The 18,174-nt window shown below is 49.6% G+C and carries 16 protein-coding genes; 6 read left to right on the plus strand and 10 right to left on the minus strand.

Features of this window, described 5'->3' with window-relative positions:
* Positions 1–65 precede the first annotated feature (65 nt).
* Complete coding sequence (rodA, locus tag FH603_RS18725) at positions 66–1,343, plus strand: rod shape-determining protein RodA (protein WP_186739200.1); 1,278 nt, start codon at positions 66–68, stop codon at positions 1,341–1,343.
* A 361-nt stretch (positions 1,344–1,704) separates the two neighbouring features.
* Positions 1,705–2,424: an outer membrane beta-barrel protein gene (locus FH603_RS18730; protein WP_186739202.1), complete on the plus strand. Its 720-nt coding sequence runs from the start codon at positions 1,705–1,707 to the stop codon at positions 2,422–2,424.
* On the opposite strand, the gene FH603_RS18735 is transcribed toward FH603_RS18730, so the two are convergent.
* Positions 2,349–2,795: a hypothetical protein gene (locus FH603_RS18735; RefSeq protein WP_186739204.1), complete on the minus strand. Its 447-nt coding sequence runs from the start codon at positions 2,793–2,795 to the stop codon at positions 2,349–2,351. The genes FH603_RS18730 and FH603_RS18735 overlap by 76 nt on opposite strands.
* Before the next feature lie 390 nt (positions 2,796–3,185).
* Here FH603_RS18735 and FH603_RS18740 point away from each other — a divergent pair, with 390 nt between their 5' ends.
* Positions 3,186–5,672, plus strand: a complete 2,487-nt coding sequence (locus FH603_RS18740) for an outer membrane beta-barrel protein (RefSeq protein ID WP_186739206.1) — start codon at positions 3,186–3,188, stop codon at positions 5,670–5,672.
* Between the two features lie 204 nt (positions 5,673–5,876).
* Complete coding sequence (locus tag FH603_RS18745; protein WP_186739208.1) at positions 5,877–6,740, plus strand: M23 family metallopeptidase; 864 nt, start codon at positions 5,877–5,879, stop codon at positions 6,738–6,740.
* A 216-nt stretch (positions 6,741–6,956) separates the two neighbouring features.
* Here FH603_RS18745 and FH603_RS18750 read toward each other — a convergent pair whose 3' ends face one another.
* From FH603_RS18750 to selD, 9 genes are all read right to left on the minus strand, one after another.
* A complete protein-coding gene (locus FH603_RS18750) occupies positions 6,957–7,397 on the minus strand; it encodes a hypothetical protein (protein ID WP_186739210.1) in 441 nt (146 codons plus the stop codon).
* Between the two features lie 240 nt (positions 7,398–7,637).
* Positions 7,638–8,204, minus strand: coding sequence for an aminoacyl-tRNA hydrolase (gene pth, locus FH603_RS18755; protein ID WP_186739211.1), 567 nt, complete (start codon positions 8,202–8,204; stop codon positions 7,638–7,640).
* Between the two features lie 83 nt (positions 8,205–8,287).
* Complete coding sequence (locus FH603_RS18760) at positions 8,288–9,295, minus strand: 3-oxoacyl-ACP synthase III family protein (RefSeq protein WP_186739213.1); 1,008 nt, start codon at positions 9,293–9,295, stop codon at positions 8,288–8,290.
* Positions 9,296–9,408: 113 nt separating this feature from the next.
* Positions 9,409–9,660, minus strand: coding sequence for a phosphoribosylformylglycinamidine synthase subunit PurS (gene purS, locus FH603_RS18765; RefSeq protein ID WP_186739215.1), 252 nt, complete (start codon positions 9,658–9,660; stop codon positions 9,409–9,411).
* 90 nt (positions 9,661–9,750) lie between these two features.
* Positions 9,751–10,428 (minus strand): CDP-diacylglycerol--serine O-phosphatidyltransferase, encoded by a 678-nt coding sequence (pssA, locus tag FH603_RS18770; protein WP_186739217.1) that lies wholly within the window; start codon positions 10,426–10,428, stop codon positions 9,751–9,753.
* A gap of 83 nt (positions 10,429–10,511) precedes the next feature.
* Entirely contained in the window at positions 10,512–11,150 is a 639-nt protein-coding gene (locus FH603_RS18775) for an MBL fold metallo-hydrolase (RefSeq protein ID WP_186739219.1), read from the minus strand.
* A gap of 18 nt (positions 11,151–11,168) precedes the next feature.
* Entirely contained in the window at positions 11,169–11,870 is a 702-nt protein-coding gene (locus FH603_RS18780; protein ID WP_186739221.1) for an SAM-dependent methyltransferase, read from the minus strand.
* Positions 11,871–12,638, minus strand: coding sequence for an alpha/beta fold hydrolase (locus tag FH603_RS18785; RefSeq protein WP_186739223.1), 768 nt, complete (start codon positions 12,636–12,638; stop codon positions 11,871–11,873).
* Between the two features lie 118 nt (positions 12,639–12,756).
* On the minus strand, positions 12,757–13,812 hold the full coding sequence (gene selD / locus FH603_RS18790) for a selenide, water dikinase SelD (RefSeq protein WP_186739224.1): 1,056 nt from the start codon (positions 13,810–13,812) through the stop codon (positions 12,757–12,759).
* 328 nt (positions 13,813–14,140) lie between these two features.
* Between selD and FH603_RS18795 the strand changes: the two genes are divergently transcribed.
* Together FH603_RS18795 and FH603_RS18800 are read left to right on the plus strand one after the other, a co-directional pair.
* Positions 14,141–17,545 (plus strand): TonB-dependent receptor, encoded by a 3,405-nt coding sequence (locus tag FH603_RS18795; protein ID WP_186739226.1) that lies wholly within the window; start codon positions 14,141–14,143, stop codon positions 17,543–17,545.
* A gap of 139 nt (positions 17,546–17,684) precedes the next feature.
* Positions 17,685–18,113 carry a glycerophosphodiester phosphodiesterase family protein gene (locus FH603_RS18800; RefSeq protein ID WP_186739228.1) on the plus strand — a complete coding sequence of 143 codons (429 nt, stop codon included), beginning with the start codon at positions 17,685–17,687 and terminating at the stop codon, positions 18,111–18,113.
* The last annotated feature ends 61 nt before the right edge of the window (positions 18,114–18,174 follow it).

Below are 18,174 nucleotides of genomic sequence, written 5' to 3' on the forward strand. Positions count from 1 at the left end.
CTGTTGCCCTGCCTGCTCCCCACTGCACAAACCCACCGTCTGAGCAACTATAAATACCAGGTCCTTTGGCTCGTAACGATCCCTTCTCTCAAAATATTGACTGGCTAACCCTGATCCTGTACCTGGGTTGTGTCCTGATCGGCTGGCTTAATGTCTATGCCGCCGTATATAGCCCCGAGGATCATACCAGCTTGTTCGACATGTCGACCAATGCCGGAAAACAGATGATGTGGATTGGCACAACGGTACTACTCATTATCTGCATTCTGGTTATCAACCATAAGTTTTTCGACTCCTTCGCCTATCTCTTTTACGCGTTTATGATCGTGATGCTGATCCTGGTGTTGTTCCTGGGCTCTAACATCAATGGGTCGCGGTCGTGGTTCAAGTTTGGTGGGTTTTCTATTCAACCCGCTGAATTTGCCAAGGTTGCTACGGCGCTGGCACTGGCGAAATACCTGGATGTGCCGGGTATGAATCTGACTCGCCAGAAAGATCTGCTTCGAATTGGGGGTATCATCGTGCTCCCCTGTATCCTGATTCTGGCGTCTAACGAAACCGGTTCAACCCTGGTGTTTGCTTCGTTTGTGATCATGCTTTACCGGGAAGGACTGCCGGGTTGGATACCAGCTGTAGGCATTACGGTAGCGGCTCTGTTCGTGCTGGCCCTTATTTTTCCGATGCTTTATATTGCCGCAGGAATAGTAGCGCTTTTTGCTGTCGTAGTCCTGCTGATGCCGCGCTACAATCGAACCATGAGTAATCTGATTTCCATGGGTTTTATTGGCGTTGGCATGATGGTCATCGTAGCGGGTGTCGATTTCTTCGTGAACAACGTTTTGCAGAAGCACCAGCGCAACCGGATCAAAGTCCTTGTCGATCCAACTATCGATCCGTTAGGCGTAGGGTGGAACGTGACACAGGCCAAAATTGCCATCGGTTCAGGGCGGCTTCAGGGGAAAGGATTTCTGGAAGGTACTCAGACTAAATTCGATTTTGTCCCTGAGCAGAGCACTGATTTTATTTTTTGTACTGTAGGCGAAGAACACGGCTTCATTGGTAGTATGGTGGTCATTGCGCTGTTCCTGGGCTTGCTAACGCGCATCATTATCCTGGCCGAAAAGCAACGGAGTAAGTTTGCGCGCGTATATGGGTACTGCGTAGCGGGCATTATTTTCTTTCACGTTATGGTCAATATCGGTATGACCATTGGCCTCATGCCCGTCATCGGGATTCCTCTGCCATTTTTCAGCTACGGCGGTTCGTCGCTGTGGTCCTTCTCGATCCTGCTGTTTATCTTCCTCAAACTCGACTCCCGTCGAACCGCCCTGATGCGCCGGTAACGGCCGGGCTTGTTGCCTTCTCAAATCACCCGTAAGAATAAGGAATCTGCCGTCCACCTCACCGTGGCTGCTGGTATTACCGTTGCCTGTAAAAAACGAAGATTGTATAGCGTGGACGATAACTGCCTACCCGTTGCGGAGCCTGATCAGCTGGTTATTGATAAAAATTAAGGCAACTAAGTAGCTGATTAGTAGTCGTATGGATTAGGTTTTGGGTTTTTATTTCGGAGGGATGAAAAAAAAAGCAATCCCGATGCAACCTCCAGCGGGGTGTTTTACATCTTCCTGTCAATTAACACAAGGAGTACATTCCTGAATCCTGACAACTTCAAATTTCCTAAACCATAATTTTCGAAACGCCATGAATTTCGTCCAACACATCCTCACCACGGCCTTGATAGCTACTTCGGCCGCATCGTTTGCTCAAACGACGATCATCATCACCACCGATTCTTCGACTACACCCGTGAAGTCGAAAAAGTACATCGAACGTGTTACCAGCGACTTCAGTATCTATGCCGGGTTCAATAATTTCAGTCAGTCACCGGCAGGCTTCAAAGGAGATGGTGGCGCGTTCAGCCCGATTGGCTCCCGGTTTGTGGCCCTGGCCTGGCAGAAACGAATTCCATTAGCCGTGAACGGGTCAACCAAACTGCGGCTTGTTACGGGTCCGGAAGTTGCCTGGAATAATTTCATGTTCGAAGATTCCGACAAACTGGTCGAGCGGAATAATGAACTGATCGTGGAAGCATCCAGCGTTGAACTGCGCAAATCGAAGTTTGTGACAACACAGCTTAACCTACCCGTTATCCTGAACGTATCGTTCCGATCGGGCTTCACCATCGGTATGGGTGCTTATGCGGGTATACGCCTGGACAGCTACACAAAAGAAAAACCTCAAGGTGCCAGAGCTGTACGAACACATGGCGCCTTCAACCTGAATCCCGTCCGCTGGGGATTGACCACCGAATTAGGCTTCCGCGGTACTGCCAAACTGTTTGGTCGTTACGAACCCAATAGCCCGTTCCGTTCAGGGCAGGGGCCAGATGCCAGCGTGTGGGCGGTAGGCGTGAAATTTTGAGCGGTATGCTCAAGAAGTATCGTCCCGTTGAAATCTTTTTCCTGACTATAAATCGGAATGCCCAGTAGAGACCATACCATAATACCGACCGTCGAGTAATGAAGACGGAAGTCAGGACTAATACTGACTTCCGTATGCAGGAGAGACCACCCAAGACCCGCCGTAAAACCGGTAAGCATAACGTAACTCTGGATATGTGTAGAGTCTGGGCGGTCTCTCCGGTTGATATAGACTCCCTGATCAAGACTGATCGTGGGAAGATCCAGCAATGGAATGGTTCGGGTAATGACCGGATCGAGTTGGGGTGGGGCCGACAGCGTAGTCTCAAAGTGTACAGACTCCCCCTGTTTTTTGCCAGATGATTGACACATCGCCAGTATTAACAAAAACAGTAGACCAGTAGGTAACGCTCCGTACTGTTTGGAGAAATAACTAAATCTATTGGTAAATATTAGTAGCAGACTGGCGGTCAGTCCCAAGTTGAGTATCATCCAAACCAGGTGCAGGACGGCCATAGAAGTTGCTTTATCGATTGGGGACAGAAAAATAGTAAAATAGTAGGTGTCCCAAGCAACGTTTGCCTCTGTTCAGTCATCTTTTAGTCGAGTTACCTCTCCAATATACCAATACGCCCCTTAAATCCGCTTATCCTGCCGATCAGACCGCTTGTGTAAGATAAGGTACTTTGCGATGCCCACTACCTACCTTTGCCATGTACTAAACGGAAAAAGTACGCCACAACCTTCTGGAAAATACTACTTATGAAAACGATCTTAACCTTTTTCGCTCTTCTTATACTGGGTTGGACACAGGCCACAGGGCAAGTACTGACCCGTGGCAACGTAACCGGCGAGGTTGCCACTGCCTCAGGCAAGCCCCTGGAGTTTTCGACCATGATGCTGCTCAAAGCAACAGACTCGACCTTAGTAAAGGGTGCCATTAGCGATGCATCCGGAAAGTATGTATTCGAAAGCGTTGGTGCAGGCCGCTACCTGGTGATGGCTCAGCAGATGGGTTATCGGAAAACGTATAGCCTACCGTTCGCGCTGGACGAAACACATCCGGCTATCGAAGTGCCTGCGCTGGCTTTACCCGACGAGTCGAAAAGCCTGACCGAAGTAAACGTAGTGGCTAAAAAGCCCTTCATTGAACAGCAGGTCGACCGGACGGTTGTCAACGTCGAGAACAGCATCGTTGCCAGTGGAAATACGGCGCTGGAGGTTCTTGAAAAGGCACCTGGTGTAACCATCGACCGGCAGAACGACCAAATCCAGCTGAAAGGTAAAGCGGGTGTAATCGTTTACATCGATGGTAAACAGACCTATCTATCACAACAGGAGGTATCGAATTTGCTTAAAAATACACCGTCCGACAATATTGCTACGATCGAGATCATCACTAACCCCGGCTCCAAATACGATGCCGCCGGTAACTCCGGGATCATCAACATCAAGATGAAGAAAAATAAGAATTTCGGCACGAACGGATCGTTTATCGTCGGTACTGGTTATGGCTGGGTCAATAACCTCGTCGGTGCCCGCGATGATCTGCCTAAGTTCAACACCTCACTCAATGTGAACAACCGGAGTAGTAAAGTGAATCTCTTCGGTAATTACAGCTACGTAAATCGGGAAAGCGCGCAAAGCAACGAGTTGAACCGGGTCATCCCGTTTAATGGTACGACCACTTATTTCGATCAGCGGTCGTTCCGGCCGAATCAGTTTGTAGGTCATTCCTATAAAGGCGGACTGGACTACTTTATCAATTCGAAAAGTACAATTGGCGTGTTGGTCAACGGTTTTTCGAACGACTGGCGTTCAGGTGGTGCCAACAGTACGCTCATCAGCAACGAAAATCGCCAGCTTACCAGCAATCCGGTGACGCAAACTAACATGGGCGAGTTTCTGCAAAACGTTACAGGTAACCTGAATTACAAATACGAATTCGATGGTAAGGGGCGTGAGTGGACGGTCGATGCGGATTATGTTCGCTACAAAGGTCACAACGACAATAACCTGAGCACTACGTACTACGGGCCAACTGGCGGCACTATCCGGCCTAAACAGGATGTGCGCAACAATATGCCATCGGCAATCAACATCCTGGCGTTTAAAACGGATTACGTTCACCCACTGCCCAGGGGGGCCAAAGTGGAAGCCGGTCTGAAAAGTAGTTTCGTTAACGCAAACAACAATTCTATCTTCGACACATTGCAGCAGGAGTCGAGGGTGTGGTTTTTCGATGCCAGCCGCTCGAACCAGTTCAAATACGACGAAAATATCAACGCGGCTTACCTGAACTACGCGGGCAAAATAGGTAAAAAGCTAAAAGTACAAGCTGGGTTACGGGCTGAACACACGCACTCCGTTGGTATGTCGGTTACGCTGGACCAACGGGTTGAACGCAACTACCTGAACCTCTTTCCAACCCTGTTTTTGTCACGCCAACTTGACACCAATAACGTACTGAACCTGTCGTATAGCCGCCGGATCGATCGCCCGGATTACCAGAATCTGAATCCGTTCGTTTTCTTCCTGGACCCTTATACCTACCAGCAGGGTAACCCGTTTCTACGGCCCCAGTATACAAACTCGGTTGAACTGACGCACGTGTTCAAAAGCACTGTTTCGACAACCTTAGGGGTTAGCCGCACAACGGATTTCATTAACCGGGAGACACCCCGGCAGATAGCGGCTCAGAATATTACGTACGTAACACCCGAAAACCTGGGCCACCTGGATAACGTGAACCTGACCATCAGCTTCCCCGTACCCGTAACGAAATGGTGGCGCATGCAGAACAACGTCAGCACCTACTACACCCATTACCAGACGTTCTACTCCGGCACGCCTTACGAAGTGAAACTGTTTGCCTACAATTTATACACGTCGAACAATTTTACGCTGAGCAAAACGCTCTCCGCCGAGCTGTCGGCCTGGTATAATTCGGCCTCGCAGTATGGTTTCTACCGGGCAAAACCGATGGGTGCTTTTAGCCTGGGTGTTCAGAAAAAACTTATGGATGGAAAGGCTAACCTGAAATTGAACATCAACGATCCGTTCTGGCTCAACCAGTTCAACGGCCGGGCGGTGGTACAGGATATCAACTTCCGGGTACGGTCGCAGTGGGAGAGTCGTCGGGTGAATCTCACCTTCACCTACCGCTTCGGCAACCAGAACGTGAAAAGCGAACGTCAGCGTAACTCTGCTACATCGGCCGAACAGAACCGGGTTAAAGGAGGTAACTAAGCAGGCATCAGGTTCAATCGATACATCACTCAGAAGAACTCATTAAAAATTTTAGTTTAGGTTAAGAAAACGCGAAAGCCAGTCCCGTCTTGAGGGCTGGCTTTTTTGTCATACCTGGCTTTTCGCCCCCACCGACTGGAGGGATTCAAACTATAGCCCATAGATTGAGTTGAGAATGTATAAAAAAACGCAGGTAACAACGATATGAAACAATTCTCTTTTGCATTTGCTATCACTTTTTGCGCTGCTCTTCCCATCGTGAAGGCACAAAACACCTCGGCTAAAGACACAGCCCCGTCTAAAACCGTTAGTGTGGCGCAAGGCGAAGTTGCCAGATGGGCCGGAAATTGCCAGCGATGCAGCTTCGAAAAACGGGCATGGGCCGCAGTCAACGGCACCTGCTACTACCCGGTCGATATGGATATGAAGGCCGGTACGTACACCATCTCACGCCGGACAACGGGAGGGAAACTTGAAAGTGCCAAACTAACGGTTACTGAGAAAGCCTGTAAACAGGAAGACATTGCTAATTTCCCTAAGAAGGAATACGTCAATGTATCGGCCCAAAACCTGGCGCGGGCCGCTAAAGAGGCCGCCGTTGTCAATCCTATTATTAGTTACAAAGCAGAGGTTCGGCCGGCGGTGTTCGATCTGCCGGTAGGCAAACCAGCCGATCCGCTACCGAGGGGTGAAGGCAATTTTGGTGCCTGTCGTACCTTCGATGGCCAGCCTCGCGACCGGCACACCGGTCAGGATTATCCGGTTACGGGCGGTAAGCCCGTGCTAAGTGTGGGAAATGGGCGGGTAGTGCTGGCCGCCAATCAGTTCTTCAGCGGTAATGTCGTATTCATTGACCATGGGAACGGTCTGGTTACGGAGTACTTCCACCTGAAGAACTTCACGGTTAAGCCAAACCAAACTGTTACCAAAGGCCAGAAGATTGGCGTTGTTGGTGAGACGGGCCGCGTTACAGGTCCGCATCTTCATTTTGGCGTTCGCTGGCACGGTGCCTGTATCAATCCTGGCTTCCTGCTTATCGATCCGTCCGACATGCCCGAAGTGAAATAAGAAATTACAGGGATAATAACTATCATACACAGAGGCAGGCCGTTGGTTTGCCTCTGTTTTTTTGGTACGAATAGCCCTAAAAAAAGATAAGGTTCCCCGATCGAAGCGGAGAACCCTATACTGACTATTCCTAAACCCTTAACCTTTTCTACATGAAAAACTAACTTTTACCCTTTTCTGTTCCAAAACCCTGAGTAATTCAGTATATATTTCAATTTACTGAACGTCAGGCGTTTCGCTGGTTGGCTGATTTGTATTCCAGATGAAATTGATCATCCGGGCAGTTAAATCGGCCTGGTTCATCCAGCGGCTGGCTTCGGCATTTTTCTGCCTGGCCAGTTGTGTATTTACCTGAGCGATGGCTTCGTTGAACTTAACACGGTCGGCAGGGCTGATGGTCAGCACAGCGGCCGGGTTTTGGTTGTACAACGATACAACACTCATAAAGTTTTGCCAGTTGGTGTTGCGCGCAAACCGGTTAACGTTTTGTTCGATGTATGAAGCAAATTGCTTCTCCGAACCGTTTACCAGCATGGCACTTGCCGGCTTTTTGGCAGCCGGGCTATCATCAATAACGATGGTGGTAGCCGCGTCTGCCTGAGATGTCACTAACCCTAATCCAAGAACCAGTGCTGCAAAGATAACACGCGTTTTCATTGTTTTATTCTATTTTGTTTTCAGTAAGAGAACGCACAAATCTCCGCAGAAGTTTTGAAAATGCAAAGATACTATGGGTCCTTTCCAGAATAATATTCCGAATATAATGCTGATTGGTGTCTATAAATCAATAGTAAAGTAAATTAAAACGCTTAAAACAGAATTATCTATTGGTAAAAATATGGTTCATATATTGTTTATCCTTTCTTAATTTAATGCAAAATTCTTTTAAAAGTTATATCATTGGTTGTAATTATTCATGGCGAATTGTATCCCCATAGTACAAAAAGCCTTCACAGCTTCGCCGGCCCGGTCCAAATAGTCAGGTAGTTGAATCAATTCATCTTCTGGAAACTGACCTAAAACAAAGTCGACCTGACGTCCTTTGGAAAAAGCACTGCCAATACCAACTCGCAATCGGGCGTATTCCTGCGTGTTCAACACCTCATCAATATTCCGCAGTCCATTGTGCCCACCCGGAGAGCCTTTGGGTTTTAGCCGCAATTTGCCAAACGGTAAATCTTTGTCGTCAGTGACGACGAGCAGGTTTTCAACCGGAATATTTTCCTGCTTCATATAATACTGAACGGCCTTGCCGCTGAGATTCATGAACGTTGTGGGTTTCACGAAAAAAAACTGCTTGCCTTTATGCTGCCACTGGGCCGTGTAGGCAAGCCGGGTCATGGAAAAGGAAATGTTATGCTGGGCAGCTAGTCGGTCGAGCACCATGAAACCGGCATTGTGGCGGGTTAAGGCGTACTCTGGTCCAATATTGCCAAGGCCAGCAATGAGAAATTTTGTAGACATGACGAATGCGTTGAAAATGAAACGTTGGCCTACCAAATCGTTCGATGATTCAGGAAGCCAACGCTATTAAATTGTTTTTGGGCCTACCAGCGAATCAGCGCTGAGGCCCAGGTAAAGCCACTGCCAAACGCAGCCAGGCAAACCAGATCGCCGGACTTTATACGTCCCTGTTCGAAGGCTTCGGTTAACGCAATCGGGATAGAGGCCGCTGTGGTGTTGCCGTACAGTTGAATGTTATTGAATACTTTCTCTTCGGGCAGCTTCATCTGTTGCTGCACATAATTCGAAATACGAATATTAGCCTGATGGGGCACCAACAAGGATAGGTCTTCCGGCTGAAGTCCATTGGCCGCCAGGCTTTCGTTAATGACTTCCGCAAAGCGGACGACAGCATGTTTGAATACGGCGCTTCCGTTCATGGTCACGTTGTAATTACCCTCGGCAACGGTAGCTTCGGTAATCCAGCGACCATCCCGGCTACTACCCGGATCTTTCACATACAGGTCTTCTGCGTAGCGTCCATCGGCATGAAGGTGGGTAGACAGGATACGATGGTCGGGATTGGTAGTGGCCTGTATGACCGCAGCTCCTGCTCCGTCACCAAAAATAACCGCTACACCCCGGCCTTCCGTCGACTTGTTCAGGAGAGACGACTGGATTTCTGAGCCAACTACCAGCGCAGTTTTGTACATGCCGCTTTTAATAAACTGATCAGCGATGGAGAGTGCATATACGAAACCTGAACACTGCTGCCGGATGTCGATGACGGCAATACCTTCCAGACCCAGTTCGCGCTGCATCAGAAAGGCAGACCCCGGAAAGTAATAGTCAGGCGTTATGGTCGCGTAAACGATTAGATCGACGGCGGCAGCCTCTATGCCCGCCCGTTCCAGTGCCATCCGCGAAGCCGCCGTAGCCATGCTGGCATTGGTGTCTTTACCGTAGGTGAAATACCTCCGCTGTTTAATACCGGTACGTTCCTGAATCCAGGCATCGTTGGTATCCATGTACTGGGTCAGGTCGTCATTGGTAACAACGTTATCTGGTACGTAAAAACCTAACCCTGCGATTTTTGAGTATGTTGAAGTCATTCGTTTCTAGCAAAATAGTCGACAAAAATAGCACTTTTCAGTGGGTATCCTGTTGGGCTTGCCGACTACAGTATCCGGCTCATTGAGAGAGTGGCATTCTCAGAGGGGTATAATCAGGCCGTGTGCAGTTCGAACGAATATTCTTCCATGATCAGATTGGCCAACAACTGACGGCAGGCTGCATCGACCGTTTCGCGGGCGCTGGCTTCAGAATCAGCATCCACTTCGAGCCGGATGTGCTTACCGATGCGTACGTTGTCGATGGTGTCCATCTGAAGGTTATGTAATCCAAGTTTAACGGCCTTTCCCTGGGGGTCCAGGATCTCAGGACGAGTCATGATGTTAATTTGGGCGATGTATTTCATACCAGGAATAAAACGAAGATTAGACGGTTGTTACGGATATTCAGGCATTTCAGCACTGGAAAATCAGCAGCAATCAGTGAAATCTGTGTTCTAGTTGTTTTTAGAAATTAGTGAAACGATAATATACAGCAGGACGATAAGTGGGATAGCTGCGAACTGCAAAAATAACAGGAGCAGCACAGATGCAATCAGAAAAAGAAACTTTGTCTGGTTGGCGGCCCACCCGAACGATTTGAATTTCAAAGCAAACAGGGGTACGTCAGACACGAGCATGAACGAAAACGCAACCATCATGCCCAGGGCAATATCGTTTTGCCATACCGCGTCGAACTGAGGCTGATAGCGTCCCATGAGTGGAAAAGCCGCAATCAGCATGGCGTTGGCCGGTACGGGCAGACCAATGAATGACTCCGACTGCCGGGTGTCGATGTTAAAATTAGCCAGCCGTAACGCCGACAGCACGGCAATCAAAAAGGCACCGTATGAGATAGCGCCCAACTGCTGAAACCAGCACAACTGGAATACAATGGCAGCGGGCAACACGCCGAATGTGACGACGTCGGCCAGCGAATCCAGCTCCTTCCCGAACGGCCCCGATACGTTGACCATCCGGGCAACAAACCCATCCCCGAAGTCAAGTACAGCCGCTAGCCCAATCAGCCACGATGCCAGTTCCAGATGACCTCTGAAGGCCATTACTAAACCAATGCATCCGCAGAGCAGATTGCCGCAGGTCATGGCGTTGGGAAGATGCTTAAGGATTTTCATAGAATGTAAGATGGACTCTCGGTCCGTTCGGCTGTTGGGCCAAAAAGCAGCGTTAAGCGAATCGAACCGGCATATGACCAGCTCTACAGCTTAACAAAGGGATTTGTCGCCTTTTCCTCACCGATAGTCGTTGGTTCCATATGACCGGCATAGACGACATAGTCGTCGGGGAGGGTGAAGAACTGCGTGCGGATGCTGTCAATCAGATCGGCATGGTTGCAGTAGGGGAAGTCGGTTCGGCCAACGCTACCCCGAAACAACACGTCGCCCCCGATTACATAGCGGTCAGCATGATTGACAAATGCCACGTGCCCCGGCGCATGGCCCGGTACAAAGATGACATCCAGCGCCGTATTGCCAAACCTGAATCGATCCCCTTCTTTCAGAAACGCATCAATTTCGGTGGGCTCATACCCCCGCAATCCGTAGATAGCGCAGCGGGTTGGGACGTCGTTGAAAATGACCATGTCGCGCTCATGCAGGTAGGCTTTTACCCCGAACTTACGCTTCACATAGGCAACCCCAAACACATGGTCGAGGTGTGAGTGGGTCAACAGCAGGTATTTGATGGTGAGCTGATGATCGGCGATGTACGCAGCCAGTGCTTCTTTTTCTGCCTGTTCGTAACAGCCGGGGTCTATAATGACAGCCTCCCGCGTAGCCTCATCGGAAATGACGTAGGTATTTTCGTGAAAGGGTGAGAACTCGAAGGCCTGGATCATCAACTGGTTCTTGTTTTGCTACAAAAGTAAAAACACCGTTGGTTTTTTGCGCAGTTCGGGCACCTGGCTTTTCCATTCCCGAATGCTAAGCGTCCGGACGAAGGCATCGGGAGCGGTCAGGTTGGAGGCCACACACAGGCGGGTGTTGGGTTCGCAGTTGGCGATGATGTCGGCAAACATCGCATCGTTACGGTAAGGCGTTTCGATGAAAATCTGCGTCTGTATCCGTTGTTGGGCTTCTTTTTCCAGGAACCGGATCGCCTTGGCACGGTCTGCCTTTTCAATGGGCAGATACCCATGGAACACAAACGACTGTCCATTGAGCCCGGACGCCATAAGGGCCAGCAAAATGGATGAGGGGCCTACCAAAGGTTCTACCCGCCAACCCAGGGTATGGGCCATGCTGACGATTACCGCACCAGGGTCGGCAACACCGGGGCAGCCCGCTTCCGAGAGCACACCCGCATTGCGTTTTCGCTCCATGAGTTCCTGGATCTGACGGCGGGTGTCGGCAGGTAGGGTGTCTTTGTCAAGCTCGAAAAATGTTGTTTCGTCGATGACACGGGTCGTTTTCAGGCCGCTGATAAATCGACGGGCCGAGCGCACATTTTCAACGAAGTAAGCATCAGTCTTTTCAAGGACCTCCCGAATGTGGGGGGGCAACACCTGTGCGGCCGTATCATCGGCAAGCAGGGTTGGGATAAGGTATAAAGTTGGCATCTAAGCGATAAATTTCATGAGCGTTTCAACAAACTCTACTGGCTTTTCGGCCTGAACCCAGTGGCCTGCATCCTGGATGGTTTCGATCCGGGCAGCGGGAAATATGCGTTTGATGGTTGGTATGTCCTCGTCTACAATATAAGGAGACTCACTGCCCCGTATGAATAAGGTAGGTTTATGGACGATTTTGGGGTTGGTCAGTTCATCGCCAATGCCATGAAGCTCGCGCTCGATGACGGGCAGGTTAAGCCGCCAGTTAAACTGTCCCTGGGCATTGCGGTACAGGTTTTTAAGTAGAAACTGCCGTACCGGTACGATTGGCTCATAGCGACTCAGAACAGCGTCGGCTTCGTTACGGCTGGTAATACCCAACAGATCGATCGCGTTCAGCCCACGAATGATCTCGGCATGGTGAATTGGGTAGAACTTGGGCGCAATATCGACCACAACGAGCTTGTCGAAGCCATCCGGGTAGTCCATAGCGTATTGCATCACCGTTTTGCCACCCATAGAGTGACCAACCAGAACCGGGTTTTCCAATTGCTGATCGACCAAAAACTCATGCAGGTCAGCCGCCATACTGGTATAGTCCTGGTCATTGGAACGGGGCGACTGACCATGGTTGCGCTGGTCGATCGAAAAAACGCGGTAACCCAGCGCTGCAACGGTTTTACTGATAGTCAGCCAATTATCTGAGGAACCGAAAAGACCATGTACAATGACGATGGCCGGGCCTGTATCGCCGGTTTGGCGGAAGAATAATTTCATGGGCAATCAAACACAAAGGAACAGAGCCCGGTCGTCGTTGCGGGTACAGAGTGCGCCCGGCGTTTCCGAACACAAGCCCTGTTGAACGCCGTAACGCTGCCGAACGGGCGGCTACTTATTACTGAACATAAACAACTTTTTCCTGCCTGGTCACTAGTTCACCGAACGACTGGAGAGAGAAACCATTTTCACTGGCCACACGCTCGAACTCGGTAACGCTCTGTGGTTCAACGGCGATAAGCAAACCACCGGACGTTTGTGGATCGGCCAGCACATAGCGCTGGGTTTCGGTTAACTCGCTGATCTTGTGGCCGTAGCTGTCCCAGTTACGAACCGTACCGCCGGGGAAGCTTTTCTGGGCCAGGTATTCCTCCACCATGGGTAGTTTGGGCACGTTGTCGAAATCGATGACGGCGCTCAGACCCGATCCTTCGGCCATTTCGGTAAGGTGTCCCAGTAAGCCAAAGCCGGTTACGTCCGTGAGGGCTTTTACGTAGGGTAGCTTGCCCAGAACAGCGCCAAAGCTATTTAACTGTGCCATTTGCGCTGGCGCGGTGTTGGCGTGCTCAGGTTTGAGAATACCTTTCTTCTGCGCCGTGGTCAGAATCCCGACGCCGAGCGGTTTGGTGAGGTAAAGACGGCACCCTTCTGTAGCGGTGTCATTCTGTTTCAGGTGTTCGAGCCGGACGCGGCCCGTGACGGCCAGTCCAAAAATGGGCTCGGGCGAGTCGATGCTGTGCCCTCCGGCGAGCGGTATGCCGGCTTGCAGGCAAACGGCGCGGGAGCCTTCAAGTACCTGACTGGCCAGTTCGGGGGTCAGTTTATCCAGTGGCCAGCCCAGGATGGCAATGGCCATGACGGGTTCGCCCCCCATGGCATACACATCGCTGATGGCATTGGCCGACGCGATACGCCCGAAGTCGAACGCGTCGTCGACAATCGGCATGAAAAAATCGGTCGTGCTGATGATGGCTTCCCCGTTTCCGAGGTCAAGCACGGCCGCATCGTCCCGCGAATCATTCCCGACGAGCAGGTTCTCATACCGGGGCTGAACGGATGTTTGGTTGCTATGAAGAATTTTGTCTAAAATCTTCGGCGATATCTTACAGCCACAACCAGCCCCGTGGCTGTATTGGGTAAGTTTGGTAACAATGGTGGTTTCTGCTGAAGTCATAACGGGACAAAACTAAGCCACAAACGACGTTGGTTTACGGATCTGGTTAGGAGAATTACGCATGATGGCGGGGATTGGTTCGCGCGGGCTTATAGGGTATAGATTAGGGAGCCTGTGAGCTTAACAATTAATTAACATTAGGGAATAGAACGGAAAGCGCTTGAATTTGACCTATTCCATGATCTATGCCGATAGCTAGGTTTATCATAGCACTATTTAAAGATAGCGAAAGTTGTTAGGTCCAAAAAAAGCATCATCTTTGCGGCTTAAAATGGACTTGCCTAACCGTATGACGGTCTTACAATTGAAAACCAAATCAAACACTTCTATGTCTAAAAAATTACTGCAATTAAGGGTGGCGTTCACGTTACTAAGCAGTTTGCTGTTAGTCGTGCTCCTCGGGAGCGGAGCAATGGCACAGGTAACGTCGGCTGCTATCAATGGTGTCGTGACAGACACTAAAGGGGAGCGTTTACCAGGCGCCACTGTCGTTGCCGTACACACTCCTTCTGGTAGTCGGTATGGAACAGTCACTAACACCTCCGGAAATTACACACTGCCTAATGTTCGGGTGGGTGGTCCTTATGTGATCACGGTTTCCTTCGTCGGTTTCAAGGAGCAGGTATCGAATGATGTATTTGCGAGTTTAGGTACAGCCGCTGACGTTAACGTCAAACTGGTTGAAGAGGGTACGAATTTATCTGAGGTAGTTGTAACAACGAACCGGAGCGACATCTTCAGTTCTGACCGCAACGGAGCGGCTACGTCGTTCGGACGTGAAACCATCAACACGACTCCTACTATTGGCCGGACAATCAATGATATCACCAAATACAATCCGTACGGGAATGGTCAATCGTTTGCTGGTCAGGATAGCCGTTTTAACAACGTCACCATCGATGGCTCGGTTTTCAATAACGGATTTGGTTTAGGAAACTCTGCTCAGGCAGGTGGTCGTACCGGAACGACAGCAGTTTCTCTGGACGCCCTGGATCAGATTCAGCTGAACGTTGCTCCATTCGACGTACGGCAGTCTGGCTTTACGGGTGCCGGTATTAACGCGGTGACCCGGTCTGGGACAAATGATTTCTCTGGATCAGCTTATTACCTCTCGAGAGGTAACAGTTTAGTTGGTAAAAAAGCGAATGGCATTGAAATTTCGCCCAAGCCGAACATCAGTGAAAACACAGTTGGTTTTCGTTTAGGTGGCCCGATTATTAAGAATAAACTGTTCTTCTTCATTAACGGCGAGCAATTTGAAAGCAGCACACCTGCTTTGACGTACTCTCTTTTCCGCCCCGGAGCAACGGGCAACGTATCCCGTACGACAGAAGCTGATTTGCAGGACTTAAATACCTTCATGCAAACGAACTTCAACCGGTCGCTTGGTGCACTTGATAACTTCAACAATGCCGTTAAGAGTATCAAGGGTCTGATTCGTCTCGATTACAACATCAACGATAAGAATAAACTGTCGGTACGGTATTCGCACCACGATTCGGAGTCGGGCCAGCGGATCAGTGATAGTAACAGTAGCAACACGGCTGGTAACCCCAATCGTACGAACCGCGCAGAAGCAATTTCTCCTGAAAACACAGGCTACCTGATTGCTGATAACACCCGTTCGATTGCTGCCGAATTGAACTCAACCATTGGAACGAAGTTCGCCAATACGCTGATCGGTACGTACAACAAGCAGATTGAAGACCGGACTTATAAAACGGATCTGTTTCCAACGATCGATATCCTTCAGGGCGGTAGTACGTACACGTCGATCGGATTCGACCCCTTCACCCCAAACAACAAGCTGAATTATTCGACGATGAACATCACGGATAACTTCAGCTACTTTGCGGGCAAGCACACGCTGACGCTGGGTGCCGTATATGAGCATTTCACGTCGAATAACGTGTTCTTCCCAGCCTCGAACGGTGTCTATGTGTATAACTCGATTGCTGACTTCAAAACAGCGGCCTTAGCCTCGATTGCTAACCCGACGGCCACAACGTCGCCCGTTACCGTCCCACGTTACAATCTGCGCTACTCGTTACTGCCCGGAGGTGTTGAACCACTACAAACCTTGAAGCGTAATTTGTATAGTGCTTATGTGCAGGATGAATTTCAGGTTAACTCAAACCTCAAAGTAACGGCTGGTATTCGTGGTGACGTTTTCGCTTACGACAACTCGACTGCGGCTTCGTTTAACAACCCCGTTGTCGAAGGATTAACCTTCAGAGATGAAAACAGTGCTCCTTACAAAATCAGCACGGGTGTTTTTCCTAAAGCCCGGTTACTACTGTCGCCACGCGTTGGTTTCAACCTGGACGTGAAGGGTGATAAGACGACTCAGATCCGTGGTGGTAGCGGCATATTCGTATCCCGGATTCCTGAAGTATTGGTCTCGAACCAGTTGGGTAACAACGGTATCAATACCGCACTGATTACCGGAACCAACACGACAGCTTATCCTTTTGCTACAGACCCAAGTCTGCTGCCAGCCGCCGTGCGCCCAAGCTCAACGACGACTAATCCCGCCAGTCTGACGGGCTACGCAGTTAACGCAACGGATCGTGACCTGAAATACCCACAAATCTGGAAAACGAACATTGCTATCGATCAGCGTCTTCCAGGTGGTTTGATTGGTACGGTTGAGTTCATTTACAACAAAAACCTACAGGCACTACGCTATATCGACGCTAACCTAAACGCGCCAACTCGTGATTTTACCGGTCCGGACACGCGTGATCGGTATCCGGCATCGGGCGTGACCAACTCAGGTTCAGGTCCAGCGGGAACACTTGTTGCAGCCCGTTTCATTAACCCGAGAATTGGTAATGCGTTTGTGTTGAAAAACACGAAGGAAGGAAGCTCTTACATTGCAACGTTCAAACTGGAAAAACCAACGGTTAGAGGGTTCGGCGGTTATGTATCCTATACATATGGTCAGGCAAGGGATTTGGCCTTCGTAGGCAGTACCGTACAGGCAAACATCCCAACAGTATTGGGACAGAACTACCTGACAACGTCTTATTCTGATAACGACCTGCGTCATCGTATCGTTGGTTTGCTGAACTACCGGTTGAATTACGGTGGTAAGGTAGGCGGGTCCAGCACGTTTACCCTGGGTCTGGTTTCAAGTAGTGGCAGCAAAGTGTCCTATACACTCAATCAGGATCTGAACGGCGATGGTCAATCGAACAATGATCTGATTTTTGTGCCAAAGAGTGCTTCGGAACTGGCGTTCTCGCCATTGGTTGTAACAACCGCTGCAACAACGACTACGCCTGTGTCTTCGGTAACCTACTCGCCCGAACAGCAACAAGCTGCCTTCGATTCGTACATCAATGGAAACGACTATCTGAAAACACGCCGTGGTCAGTACGCTGAGCGTAATGGTGGCGTCTTCCCCTGGTTGACACGCGTTGACTTTACCTTCATTCAGGAGTTTTACGTAGCTGTCGGTGCAAAAGGAAAGCGTAACACCATCCAATTGCGTGCTGACATTCTGAATGTTGGAAACCTGTTCAATAACGCATCCGGGGTGGGTAATATAGCTACTACGTTCAACCCACTGGCATTGGCCAGTGTTAGTGCTGCTGGCGTACCAACCTATCGGTTGGCAACACAGGTCGTAGAAGGAAAAACAATCTTGTTGAGAGACTCTTTTGTGAAGAGTGTTACCATTAATGATGTATGGCAGGCTCAACTTGGTCTGCGTTACATCTTCAACTAGAACCTGTTGTCGAAAACACCGCAAACAAAAAATCCCCCGCGCAGCTTTGCGACGGGGGATTTTTTGTTTGGATTCTTCAGGCTCTAAGACTTTTTCAATTTGTGTTCACTAACCACCTTAACGCTCAACAAGCTTATTTATGAAGATGCTGCATTTCTTCCTGGTCTTGCTATTTATTTTCGTCGATGCAAGTGGGCAATCAATTGGTCGATTTCAGGACGTTGCCACGCTGGACCGTTTTCTACAGTACCAGCCTAATCGAAAACAGCCGCTTATTTTAGCGCATCGGGGTGGGCCAGATCCGTCTGATACTGAAAACTCTATTACAACATTTACGAAGACAGCAGGTGCATTACCTGATGCTATTCTGGAAATGGATGTACGCATAACCCGCGACAGTAACTATGTACTCCTGCACGATGTAACGCTTGATCGGGAGTCGAATGCAAGGGGTGCGGTAGCAGACTGGACGCTGGCCGATTTGCTAAAGGTGAAATTAAAAACATTAAGCGGTGAATTAAGAGTATGTTTGGGACTATTATTTGGCCAGCCTATTGAGCAGGATTGAAATAAAGCCAATTCGTAGCATAGCCTCCGAACTTTCTATGGTTTTGTCTACGTCTCGGAAT

Source organism: Spirosoma utsteinense, from assembly GCF_014282275.1.
Lineage (GTDB): Bacteria > Bacteroidota > Bacteroidia > Cytophagales > Spirosomataceae > Spirosoma > Spirosoma utsteinense.